At 62.5% G+C, this 12524-nt stretch carries 9 protein-coding genes; 4 read left to right on the top strand and 5 right to left on the bottom strand.

The window, feature by feature from the left end:
* Position 1 precedes the first annotated feature (1 nt).
* Positions 2-691 carry an IMPACT family protein gene (locus ACZ5G6_RS13350; RefSeq protein ID WP_498685915.1) on the bottom strand — a complete coding sequence of 230 codons (690 nt, stop codon included), beginning with the start codon at positions 689-691 and terminating at the stop codon, positions 2-4.
* Positions 692-713: 22 nt separating this feature from the next.
* On the opposite strand from ACZ5G6_RS13350, the gene coaE reads away from it, so the two are divergent.
* The 4 genes from coaE (at position 714) to ACZ5G6_RS13330 (ending at position 6631) form a co-directional block, all read left to right on the top strand.
* Positions 714-1955, top strand: coding sequence for a dephospho-CoA kinase (gene coaE, locus ACZ5G6_RS13345; RefSeq protein WP_498685914.1), 1242 nt, complete (start codon positions 714-716; stop codon positions 1953-1955).
* 29 nt (positions 1956-1984) lie between these two features.
* Positions 1985-4081 (top strand): excinuclease ABC subunit UvrB, encoded by a 2097-nt coding sequence (gene uvrB / locus ACZ5G6_RS13340; protein WP_223932895.1) that lies wholly within the window; start codon positions 1985-1987, stop codon positions 4079-4081.
* Positions 4082-4247: 166 nt separating this feature from the next.
* Positions 4248-5276 (top strand): TerC family protein, encoded by a 1029-nt coding sequence (locus ACZ5G6_RS13335; RefSeq protein WP_223932894.1) that lies wholly within the window; start codon positions 4248-4250, stop codon positions 5274-5276.
* 29 nt (positions 5277-5305) lie between these two features.
* The gene (locus ACZ5G6_RS13330) at positions 5306-6631 is read left to right on the top strand and encodes an MFS transporter (RefSeq protein WP_498685913.1); all 1326 of its coding nucleotides are present in this window, start codon (positions 5306-5308) and stop codon (positions 6629-6631) included.
* Between the two features lie 2 nt (positions 6632-6633).
* Here ACZ5G6_RS13330 and ACZ5G6_RS13325 read toward each other — a convergent pair whose 3' ends face one another.
* Genes ACZ5G6_RS13325 through ACZ5G6_RS13310 form a run of 4 tightly spaced genes read right to left on the bottom strand, consistent with a single transcriptional unit; the run spans position 6634 to position 12472 of the window.
* Entirely contained in the window at positions 6634-7983 is a 1350-nt protein-coding gene (locus ACZ5G6_RS13325) for an alpha/beta fold hydrolase (protein ID WP_498685912.1), read from the bottom strand.
* Positions 7976-8488: a GNAT family N-acetyltransferase gene (locus ACZ5G6_RS13320; RefSeq protein ID WP_223932891.1), complete on the bottom strand. Its 513-nt coding sequence runs from the start codon at positions 8486-8488 to the stop codon at positions 7976-7978. The genes ACZ5G6_RS13325 and ACZ5G6_RS13320 overlap by 8 nt, the downstream gene beginning before the upstream one ends.
* A 29-nt stretch (positions 8489-8517) precedes the next feature.
* Complete coding sequence (locus ACZ5G6_RS13315; protein ID WP_498685911.1) at positions 8518-9900, bottom strand: CoA transferase; 1383 nt, start codon at positions 9898-9900, stop codon at positions 8518-8520.
* Between the two features lie 37 nt (positions 9901-9937).
* A complete protein-coding gene (locus ACZ5G6_RS13310; protein ID WP_223932889.1) occupies positions 9938-12472 on the bottom strand; it encodes a DEAD/DEAH box helicase in 2535 nt (844 codons plus the stop codon).
* Positions 12473-12524: the final 52 nt, after the last annotated feature.

Genomic DNA, 12524 nt, shown 5'->3' with positions numbered 1-12524 from the left:
CTCAGTCCTGGACATCGATCCACTCCGTTCCTTCCGGCTGGAGCACTGCAGACCCGGCGGTCAACGCCGCGAGCCGGGCCACGGCGTCGGCTATTGCTGCCGGCTCATCGGGGAGCGCCAGCCGCAGGACTGTGTGCTTGGCTTCATAGCTGGTCTCCGCCATCACGTACCTGGCCGAGCGGAGGTCATTTTCCAGTCGCCCGGCAGCGGCATGCGGAACGCTGACGGCGTATAGCCGCAAGCGGCGGCGCTCTACCAGCGGGGCGGCATCAAGCGCCGCCGAGACCGACTCCGAATAGGCGCGGACGAGCCCGCCGGCACCCAGCAGAATCCCACCAAAATAGCGGACGACGACGGCACTCACGTCGCTAAGGTCAGTCACCCCGGGCGCTGTCTCACGCTTGAGCAGTGCTTCCAGCATGGGGATACCCGCCGTGCCCGACGGTTCGCCGTCGTCACTGGAACGTTGAATCATCCTGTCCGGACCGATAACAAAGGCAGAGCAGTGGTGCCGTGCATCATGGAACTCACGCCGCAGCGCGGCCACAAGGGAGCGTGCAGTGTCTTCATCGGGTGAGCGGCGGAGAACGGTGATGAAGCGGGAGCGGCGGATCTCCAGCTCGTGACGGAAATCGGGACCCCCGGCCAGCGTTGTGTAGGCCGTCGCGCGGCTGTCATCCTCAATTTCCACCGCTTCAGTCTAGTGTGGAGGGGTGTTGAAGATCGGGCTGACGGGCGGCATCGCCTCGGGAAAATCGTTGGTGGCGGCCAGGCTGCAAGAGCTGGGGGCTCTGCTCATTGATGCCGACCTCATCGCCAGGCAAGTAGTAGAGCCTGGAACTCCTGGCCTCGCCCGCGTAGTAGAGGCTTTTGGGCCGGGGATCCTGGACGGGCAGGGCAGGCTGGACCGGCCCGCCCTTGGCGCCATAGTTTTCCAGGATCCATCACGGCGCGAAGTCCTCAACGGCATCATCCATCCGCTGGTCCGGGAGTCCGCAGCCGGGATCATGGCCCAAGCTGCCGATGAAGACATTCTGGTCCAGGACATTCCCCTTCTGGTCGAGACAGGGCAGGGGAGCGCATTCCATTTGGTGATTGTGGTGGATGCTCCCGATGAGGTCCGGATTCAACGCATGGTGGACCTGCGCGGAATGACCCTGGAAGACGCCCGTTCGCGGATGGCCGCCCAGGCCACCCGGGAGGCCAGGAGCGCTGCCGCGGACATCATCCTGGAAAATTCCGGTAGCCGGGAGGATCTACTCGCCAAGGTGGACGACCTGTGGTTCGGGCGATTGGTTCCTTTCGCGGACAATTGCCGGCGCGGGATTCGTGCCCGGCGAACTAAAGGTCCTGTCCTTTCTGCCCCAAGGGGCGACTGGGGCCTGCAAGCGGCCCGTCTCTCATCGCGGATCCAGGCGGCAGCACCGGATGACATCCTTGCCGTGGACCACATTGGGTCTACGGCAGTGCCCGGACTGGCCGCCAAGGACGTTATCGACCTTCAAGTGACTGTTGCCGGCCTTGACGTGGCGGATCGGATCGCTCCACGTCTGGCGGCCGCAGGATACCCACGTGTTCCTGGCGTCGCGACGGACACCCCGAAGCCGTCACAACCTGATCCGGCCCAATGGCAAAAGCGCTTCCATGCCAATGCAGATCCAGGACGCCCGACCAACCTGCATGTGCGCGTTGCCGGCACGCCGGGTTGGAGATACGCTCTACTGTTCCGTGACTGGTTGAGGGCGGAACCTTCTGCAGTTGCCCTGTATGAGGCGCACAAGCGCGAAATGGCCGCACAACATGCAAGCGACCCCGGCACCTCTGGCTATGCCGATGCCAAGGAACCGTGGTTCACGGATGTAGCGTGGCCGCTGATGGATGGGTGGGCCAGCCGCACAGGCTGGCAACCGCCGTCGTATTCTTCTGTCGCAGCGGCACATAAATCCGGACGGTAACTGTCCGGGGGCGGGGGTAGATTGGTCTCATGAGTCTTGCCCAGGAGATCAACCGTGTCGTCGCGCCCTTCGAAGTCGTCAGCGACTACAAACCCGCCGGAGACCAGCCGGCGGCAATTGCGGAACTGACGGAACGCATCAGGAACGGCGAGAAGGACGTTGTGCTGCTTGGCGCCACCGGCACGGGCAAGAGCGCCACCACGGCGTGGCTTATTGAGCAGGTGCAGCGCCCCACGTTGGTCATGGTTCAAAACAAGACCCTGGCAGCCCAGCTCGCCAACGAGTTCAGGGAACTCCTGCCCAACAATGCGGTGGAGTACTTTGTTTCGTACTACGACTACTACCAACCGGAAGCCTACGTACCCCAGACGGATACGTTCATCGAAAAGGATTCATCGGTCAATGAGGAAGTCGAACGCCTGCGGCACTCGGCCACCAACGCGCTGCTGACCCGGCGGGACGTCATTGTGGTGGCCACAGTGTCCTGTATTTATGGTCTGGGAACGCCCGAAGAATACATCGCGGGCATGGTGACGCTCACCAAGGGCGCTGAAATGAACCGCGACCACCTCCTTCGCAAGTTCGTTTCCATGCAGTACACGCGAAACGACATGGACTTCCACCGCGGCACCTTCCGCGTCCGCGGGGACACTGTAGAGATCATTCCCATGTACGAGGAACTCGCACTCAGAATCGAATTTTTCGGTGACGAAATCGAGAACATCTACACGCTGCATCCAGTTACCGGTGAGGTCATCCGCGAGGAAACCGAGATGTACGTCTTTCCGGCCTCGCACTACGTGGCCGGACCGGAGCGAATGGGCCGGGCGATCACGGCCATCGAAGACGAACTCGCCGAACGCCTGAAGGTGCTGGAGAGCCAGAACAAGCTGGTGGAAGCCCAGCGGCTGCGGATGCGCACCACCTACGATCTCGAAATGATGCAGCAGATGGGTTTCTGCAACGGCATCGAGAACTACTCCCGGCACATTGACGGCCGTGCAGGCGGTACCGCTCCGCACTGCCTGCTGGACTACTTCCCTGACGACTTCCTCCTGGTCATCGACGAATCCCACGTCACCGTCCCGCAGATCGGCGCCATGTACGAAGGAGACATGTCCCGGAAGCGCACGCTGGTGGACCATGGGTTCCGGCTGCCCTCGGCCATGGACAACAGGCCTCTGAAGTGGGATGAGTTCCTTGAACGCATTGGACAGACCGTTTACTTGTCGGCCACGCCAGGCAAGTACGAGCTCGCCAAGGCGGACGGCTATGTCCAGCAGATCATCCGCCCCACCGGCCTCATCGACCCCGAGGTGATCGTGAAGCCCACCAAGGGCCAGATCGATGACCTCCTGGGCGAAATCCGCCAGCGTACCGAACGCGATGAGCGCATCCTGGTAACCACCTTGACCAAACGTATGGCCGAAGACCTCACGGACTACCTCCTGGGCCATGGTGTCAAAGTCCAGTACCTCCACTCCGACGTCGATACCCTGCGCCGGGTTGAGCTGCTCCGTGAGCTCCGAATGGGCGTCTTTGACGTCCTGGTGGGCATCAACCTCCTGAGAGAAGGCTTGGACCTGCCTGAAGTCTCGCTGGTCAGCATCCTGGATGCGGACAAGGAAGGCTTCCTTCGTTCATCCACGTCCCTTATCCAGACGATTGGCCGTGCCGCTCGAAACGTGTCCGGGCAGGTCCACATGTACGCGGACAGGATCACGGACTCCATGGCCCACGCCATCGAGGAAACCAACCGTCGCCGTGCCATCCAGGTCAAGTACAACACCGATAATGGCGTTGACCCCCAGCCGCTTCGGAAGAAGATCGCTGACATCACGGACCAGCTGGCACGCGAAGACGCCGATACCCAGGAACTGCTGAACAACAACAGGCTCGCCAAGGGAGCCAAACGAACGTCGGGCAGCAAGGGTGCAGCCACCGTCCGGAAGGACGGGCTGGCCGCGGCTCCCGCGGAGGACCTCGTGGGCCTGATCGAACAACTCACGGAACAGATGCACGGGGCGGCTGCGGAGCTTCAGTTCGAGGTCGCCGCCCGAATCCGCGACGAGGTGGGGGAACTGAAGCGCGAATTGCGTCAAATGCAGTCCGCAGGGCACGCCTAAGGTAAGGTTGTGGTCACGTAGGGGAGTATCCCAAGCGCTATGTCCGTCAGCACGCAAGGCACAGATGCCTCGCCGGACTTAGCGGGCCGCCGCATCCGCATTCACCGCATTGGCAGGCCGGAGAGACTTACACCGCTTTCCCGTACCCTGCGAAAGGCCCGCATTAATGGAGCTTCCAATCTGGTTTGAGGTCGGCTCGTTTGTCGCCCTCGGAATCATCCTGCTGATCGACCTCCTCTTGGTAGTCAAGCGCCCCCACGAACCATCAATGAAGGAAGCCGGCCTCTGGGTCGCTTTCTACGTTGCCTTGGCCCTGGTCTTTGCCGGTGCCATGTTCTACTTCACTGGCCCCGAATATGGCAGCCAGTTCGTCGCTGGCTGGGTTACTGAATACAGCCTGAGCATTGACAACCTGTTCGTCTTCATCATCATCATGGCCCGGTTCTCCGTGCCCCGGAAATACCAGCAGGAAGTGCTGATGGTGGGCATCATCATCGCACTGGTCCTGCGTGGTATCTTCATCGCCTTGGGCGCCGTAGTCATCGAGCAGTTCAGCTGGATCTTCTACATCTTCGGCGCGTTCCTGCTGTGGACTGCGTGGAAGCAGGCCACCGATTCCGGTGAAGACGAAGAAGAAGGTGCCGAAAACCCCCTCGTGGCGCGCCTGCGCAAGGTCCTGCCGATGTCCGAAAAGTTCGACGGCGGCAAACTGCGGACCACGGTAAACGGCAAGAAGGTCTTTACCCCGATGCTGATCGTCTTCGTGACCATCGGCATGACCGACCTCCTGTTCGCAGTGGATTCCATTCCGGCGATCTTCGGCCTGACCCAGAGCGCCTTTATCGTCTTCACAGCCAACATCTTCGCGCTCATGGGCCTCCGTCAGCTGTACTTCCTGCTGGGTGGGCTGATGAGCCGCCTGATCTACTTGAAGCACGCACTGTCAGTCATCCTGGCTTTCATTGGCGTCAAGCTCGTCCTGCACGCGATGCATGTCAATGAGCTTCCGTTCATCAACAACGGCCACCACATCGAGTGGGCTCCCGAGATTCCCACCTTCGTTTCGTTGGCGGTCATTATCGGTACGATCGTCGTAGCGGTCGTGGCCAGCCTGCTCAGCCCGGCGGCGCGCCAGTCCAAGCTGGACGCACGGCTGGAAGAGGACGCGAAGAAGAGCTTGAGCGAAGCAGAGTAACTGGGCAGTGAAGGTTGTAGTCTCTTGAAGTGACTACCACTTCTACTACGGCGCTGGACCCCCAACGGGTTCAGCGCCGTACTGTTTTCCTGCTCAGTTCGGCCCAGCTCCTCAGCGGAATTGGCAACGGCGCCACACTGTCCATTGGATCCCTCCTGGCTGTAGATCTGTCAGGCTCCGAGGCATGGGCGGGATCCATCACCACTATTCTCACCCTCGCCGCTGCTTTGTCTGCATTACCGTTGGCACGGCTGGCGGAGGCGCGCGGACGGCGCGTGGGTCTGGTCTCTGGCCTGGTGGCTGCCACTATCGGGGCGCTTCTGGTGATGGCATCCGTGGTGGTCGAATCGTTCCCGCTGCTCCTGCTTGCTGCCGGTTTCCTCGGGCTTGGTTCAGCCGCCAACCTCCAAGCGAGGTTCGCCGCCGTCGACCTCGCCCACGCTGAACACCGCGGCAGATCGCTTTCCACGGTTGTCTGGGCGATCACGATTGGAGCTGTGGCCGGCCCAAACCTCATCCAGCCAGGTGCCGTAGTGGGGGCCGCCTTGGGCCTGCCGTCCATTGCCGGGCCTTTTGTGTTCTCTGCTGCGGGCTTGTTCTTGGCGGCAGTGCTGCTTTTTGCCGGCTTGCGGCCGGACCCGTTGTTGTTGGCGCGGCGGCTGGCCTCGGAGGCCGCAGGCGCTGGGACCCTCCCTGCAAGGGGCACTATCCGCTCCGGCCTCCGGGCTGTTCGTTCCTCGCCCCGGGCCCTCCTGGCGCTAGCAGCCGTGATCACGGCCCACGGCGTCATGGTGGCCATCATGTCCATGACCCCCTTGCACCTGCAGCAGTTGGTGGGTGGTTCCCATGCCGGCCACCACGGCGGAACAACTGACAGCACGGACGCCTTGGTTGTCATCGGGCTGACCATTTCGCTGCACATCGCCGGCATGTTCGCCCTGTCGCCGCTCTGGGGCTGGTTGACTGACAAAGCCGGCCGCATCCAGACCATCGCCATCGGCCACGGACTCCTGCTGGTCGCGGTGCTGATCGCTGGAATCGGCCAGCAAGAGCCTGTGTTGGTCACCACGGGGCTGGTCATTCTTGGCCTTGGGTGGTCCGCGGCGACCATCGCGGGCTCCACCCTCCTCGCCGAGAGCGTCGCCGAAACACAGCGGGTCACCGTGCAGGGCGTTTCAGATACGCTCATGGGCGCGGCTGGCGCCACCGGGGGCGCTACGTCCGGACTTGTCCTCGCCTGGCTCGGCTATGAAGGGCTCAACATTACCGCTGGAGTGCTGGCCGCAGCAATGCTGGCGCTAACCGCCGCCACCGCTGTCCGGGTGCGCCATTCCGCCGCTGTAGGAAACAGGTGAGGTTAGCGGGAACCCCTCACCAGCCCGAAGAGCCGCCCAAAGATACCCTCCCCGTCTTCCCCTATGCCGTCGTGGTGGAAGTCGTCGGTGACCCACGTTTGAAGTCCACGGACTGCTTCCGCGGTTTCCATTGAGAGGTCATGGTCCACATAGATGTCGTCCTTGTAGACGGCGGCTGCCACCGGAATGATATTGGCTGCTAGCTGCTGATGATCGTAAAGGGAACTCCAATCCGATTTGGCAGCCAGCAAAGCCGCCACGTCCCGGAGCGGGACAAGGGCCGGATCCTGTTCGAAGTACCAGGGGTAGATCATTTCTCCCGTGAGCAGGGGTGCCTCTGCTTCCGGCTTGAACTCCGGGAATTCGTCCAATACCCGCCACGCCGCCCAGTCCGTGGCCTCGCCCTGCCCGTAGATCGATTCGTGAAGTACTGCGTATAGCGGATTCCCGGCCCGGCTGACGAGATTGCGTACCTCCTCCAGGAACGCCTCTGACAGGCGTTCACCCAAAGGCGTTTCGATGAAGGCGTCCTCCAAGAGGTAATGCAAGGAGTCAACACGGGTGTTGCCGCCAAGGAAGGACCCCACCATCTGGAACCGTTCCGGCGTCAACCGTTCTCCGCTGGCCAGGAACTCCTCATGCCGTTCGAGGTGGCGGACGATCCTTGTGACCCTCTCACGGTCCTCCGGATACCACGCGAAGTACTCGGCATTCCTCTCCGCCACCCGGCGGAAGGTGGCGCGGTAAACGCGCTCTGCCGGGCCGTGCAGTGGAGCCAGGCCTCCGGTGATGAGCACCTCCCGCAGCCCCTTCGGGGCGAACGACAGATAGGTCAACGCGCAGAATCCACCGAAGCTCTGGCCCAGCACTGACCATGGCCCGGAATCCAAGGCGTGCCGGATGAATTCGGCGTCGGCCACGATCGAATCGGCCCGGAAATGCGTCAGGTAGTCAGCCTGGGCTGCGGCGTCTCCCCGGAGCGCCAATGACTGTCGCTCAACAGGAGTGGAAAGCCCCGTGCCGCGCTGGTCCAGCATCAGGATCCGGAAGTCCTTGGCGGCTGCCTTCATCCAACCGGAAAGGGAAGTGACGCGGTTCCCGCGTCCGCCGGGTCCGCCTTGGAGAAACAGCAACCACGGCAGTTTGGCGGCCTCCTCTGCGGAGTACGCGGTTGAGGAATACTCCCGTGCGAAGACGGTGATCGTCTCGCCGCTCGGCTGGGCCTCTTGAACGCCTTTGGCCGAACCATGGTCAAGGGGGACGGTGAAGTAGTGCTCGGCGGTACGGAGACCGCGGAATTCGTGCCGTGCGCGGATGCGGTGAGCGTCGGTCAAAGCTTGCATCTCAGCCATTGGCAAGAGCCTTGTTGCCGGTACTGGCACCTGCTCCGAACGCATCCAGCGCCTCACCGGTCAGCCTGAAGGTTGACCACTCCTCCATGGGGAAAGCGCCGAGGTTCTTATAGAAGTTGATGGACGGCTCGTTCCAGTCCAGGACGCTCCACTCCACCCGTGCGTAACCGCGTTCGACGGCGGTCGCGGCCAGATGCTGCAGGAGGGCCTTGCCGTGGCCCTCGCCGCGCGCTTCCGGAATGACATAGAGGTCTTCGAGGTAGATGCCGTGTACGCCTTCCCACGTTGAGTAGTTCAGGAACCACAGGGCGAAACCCTGCACAGTCCCAGCGGCATTCGCGGCCATGGTCGCGTACACCCGGGGGTTTTCACCGAAGAGCACCTCGGTAAGGAGCTCCGGGGTGTTCCTGACGGCGTCGGGTTCCTTTTCGTAGATCGCAAGATCGTGGATCATACGCAGGATGGCGGGAACGTCTTCAACGGTGGCAGGGCGGATTACACTCATGCTTCCGAGCTTACTAGGGCCCGGGCCGCCTACCGCCAGCGCAGAGCGGAGGACCCGTACGTAACGGGAGGTTCTTTATAGCGAAGGGGAATACCGTCCACCATGATGGGCGGGCCAACGTAGCGCAGGCGCCCGTACGGGCTGTCTACTTCGTGATAGTCCGGTTCCGGAAGTACAGCGTCAGAGTCCGTTAGTGCCGGAAGAAGAAGTAGTTCTTCCGCTGTGCGGGCAAGTGAAAGCCGGGCTGTACCACCACGTCCCGTGCCAAGGCGTTGGGTCAGCAACGAGAACACTGAAGCAGCAAGGCCATAGCCCGTGGCGTGATCGAGTGCCTGCACGGGCAGCGCTCCGGGCTTCCACCCGCCGTCGGCCGAGCGGCCGTACCGGTCAGCTATTCCGCATGCTGCCTGGACCAGGCTGTCGAAGCCGCGGCGCCCCTTCCAAGGACCTCCCTGGCTCCAAGCGCTCAAGGACACCACAACGAGGTCCGCGCGGGGAGCAAGCAGGGCGCCAGGGCCTAAACCAAAGCGATCCAGCCCGCCGTCGCGATATCCCATGACCACTACGTCGGCGGTCGCTATGAGGCTCTTGACCATGTTCAGGGCGTCAGGATCCCGGAAGTCGGCTTCGGCGCTTCGCTTGTCAAAGCCTGAGTCAATGAAGGCGTCCGTGAGTTCCGGGAGGTGGGGAGGGTCGATCCGCAGGACGTCCGCGCCCAGGGCGCCGAGGAGCCGCGTAGCCACGGGGCCGGCAATGACGCGGGTCAGGTCCAGGACCTTCAGGCCTGCCAGAGGGTGATCAGGGTCCGTGGAAGGAACCCACGACGACGGGCGGCCGGCTTCCGCGGATGGTGCAGGTTGGTCGAAGCTGATCCAAGGCCCGCCGCTGGCTGCTGCATGCATGGGAGTGGCCGCCCATTCGTCCCTTGTTCGGACGGCGGCAGCCACACCGTTGTTGCCAGTAATAACGTCTTCGGCTTCCAAGGACGTCATGGCCAGCAGGGCGCGGTCCACATCCGCAGCTTCGCTGGCCGAGACTGCTTCCATGAGACGGGCTGCGTGGTGTGGGTAGTTGGCGTGGAGGCGGATCCAGCCATCGGCAGTTCGTCGGAAACCGGACAACGGAGCGAAGCCTTCAGGTTTCTGCCCGGCTATCCTCAAGTGCCCCAGGGAATCGAACGCCGCCGCGGTGGGCCCGGCACCGACGGAATACCTGCCCGTGGTTCCCGTCAACGCGTTCAGCGCTGTTGCTGCAGCCCGCACCGCACCCAAAGCAAGGCCCTCAACGTCCAGTCCCGGAACTCCAGCAGCAGGGGCCCACCATCGCCGTGATCCGGTCCACGGAGCCGTAGGTTCTGCGCTCATGACCTCCAGCGACCGCAGGCTGCTGCCGAGATCAGGGATGGGTTCCATGGGACCTCCTAAAGCCGGTTAACCTGAGCCGATTGAACTAGAGCCGGTTGACGTTCGTCACGCGAACCACAGCAGTGCCCGTCTCGTCGGATGCCGCGAGATCCACGTCGGCCGAGATGCCCCAGTCGTGGTTCCGGGCGGGGTCATCAAAAATCTGCCGGACCCGCCACGTACCGGGTTCCTCGGTGATGATGAGCAAGCCCGGACCCCGGGCGTCGGGGCCCGTGCCGATGTCGTCGTGTTCATCGAAATAGTCGTCCAGAACCTCTTCCCAGCGTTCTGCGTCCCAGCCGGCGTCAGCGTCCAGTTCACCCAAGGCAGCAGAATCCTCGTCCGCGAAGAGCTCCACCCTGCGGAACATCTCGTTCCGGACCATGACGCGGAAAGCCCTGGTGTTCGTGGTCAAGAGCGGCGGCGGGGGTGGGGGAGCGTCGTGCGGTGTTGGCGTCAGCCCTGAGGTGAGCTCCTCCCATTCATCAAGGAGGCTCGAGTCCACTTGACGGACAAGTTCGCCAAGCCAGGCGATGAGGTCTTCGAGATCCTCGCGCAGCAAATCCTGGGGCACGGTCTGCCTGAGTGCACGGAATCCATCCGCCAGGTAGCGCAGCACTATGCCTTCAGAGCGGGCCAGGCCGTAAAACTGTACGAACTCTCCGAAGTTCATGGCGCGTTCATACATGTCGCGGATGATCGATTTGGGCGCGAGCTCGAAGTCGCCCACCCACGGCGCGGCCTTGCGGTACACCTCGAAAGCTTCACCGAGAATCTCCGCCAGGGGCATCGGGTACGTCACTTCGTCGAGCATGGCCATGCGCTGCTCATATTCGATGCCGTCAGCCTTCATGGCGGCAACGGCCTCTCCACGGGCCTTCTTCTGCTGCGCCGAGAGAATCTGGCGCGGCTTCTCCAACGTGGCCTCGATAACTGAGACAACATCCAGGGCATACGACGGCGACTCTGGATCAAGGAGCTCAAGGGCGGCAAGGGCAAACGGGGAAAGCGGTTGGTTGAGGGCGAAGTTGGCCTGCAAGTGAACCGTCAAGCGGACAGAACGGCCCTCGGATTGTTGTTCGTCTTCCGGAATGCGTTCCACCACACCTGCTGCCAGCAGTTCGCGGTAAATTCCCAGCGCCTTCCTCATGAGTTTCAGCTGCGCGGGCCGGTTCTCGTGGTTTTCGCTGAGCAAACGCCGGGTTGCCTGGAACGGATCTCCGGGGCGTTCCATGAGGTTAAGGAGCATCGCGTGGGTAACGGCAAAGCTTGAGGTCAGCGGCTCCGGAACGGACTCCACCAGCCGCTTGAAGGTTGACTCACCCCACGAAACGAAACCCTCGGGAGGTTTCTTCTTGACCACTTGGCGCAGCTTCTTCTGGTCGTCGCCGAACTTTGCGGTGGCCTTTGCCATGGCCTTGGCGTTCTCCACTACGTGATCCGGAGCCTGGACCACCACAGTGCCGGCGGTATCGTATCCTGCGCGCCCGGCGCGGCCGGCAATCTGGTGGAACTCACGCGGGTTGAGCACCCGCGTGCGTACGCCGTCGTATTTGCTCAAGGCTGTCAGCAGAACTGTCCGAATGGGCACATTGATGCCTACGCCCAGGGTGTCGGTGCCGCAGATGACCTTCAGGAGCCCGGCTTGGGCCAGTTGCTCCACCAAACGGCGGTACTTCGGCAGCATGCCGGCGTGATGGACGCCGATGCCGTGGCGGACGAGCCGGTTGAGCGTCTTTCCGAAGCCTGCCGCGAACCGGAAACCGGCGATGAGCTCTGCGATGCGGTCCTTTTCCTGCCGGCTGCACATGTTGATGCTCATCAGGTTCTGGGCGCGCTCGATCGCCTCTGCCTGGCTGAAGTGCACAACGTAGACGGGGACCTGCTTGGTGGAGAGCAGTTCTTCCAGGGTCTCGTGGACCGGTGTCTGGTGATAGTAGTAATGCAGCGGGATGGGTCGTTCCGCGGAGCTGACGGTAGTGGTGGGCCGTCCGGTCAGTTCGCTCAGGCCGGTTTCGAAGCGGCTGACGTCTCCCAGCGTGGCGGACATGAGCAGGAACTGGGCCTGGGGGAGTTCCAACAGTGGAACCTGCCAGGCCCATCCGCGCTGGGGATCGGAGTAGAAGTGGAACTCATCCATGATCACAGCGCCGAGTTCCGCGGAGGCTCCCTCACGCAGGGCAATGTTGGCGAGGATCTCTGCGGTGCAGCAGATAATCGGCGCATCCTGGTTCACACCGGAGTCACCCGTAATCATGCCAACGTTTTCGGCGCCGAAGATGTCACAGAGCGCGAAGAACTTCTCCGAAACCAAAGCCTTGATGGGAGCGGTGTAATAGCTGCGTTGGCCGCGGGCCATGGCTTCGAAGTGGGCTGCAATGGCAACAAGGGATTTTCCCGAGCCCGTGGGCGTGGCCAGGATGACGTTGGCGCCGGAGGCGAGCTCCATGATCGCCTCGTCCTGCGCAGCGTACAACTGCAGGCCGCGGCCTTCCGTCCATTCAACGAACCGGGTGTAGATCTCGTCCGGACCGAGGGGACTGGAGGCGTTGGAACCAGGGAGCTGCTCAAGAAGTTTCATTGGTTTCCAGCTTAGTGCCCGCACGGTTTAGGCTCGGCCCAGCAGTGCTGCC

This window comes from Arthrobacter sp. TmtSoilC51, assembly GCF_055388015.1.
Note: the sequence above shows the minus strand (reverse complement) of the source record. Positions and strands in the feature narration are given on the sequence as shown.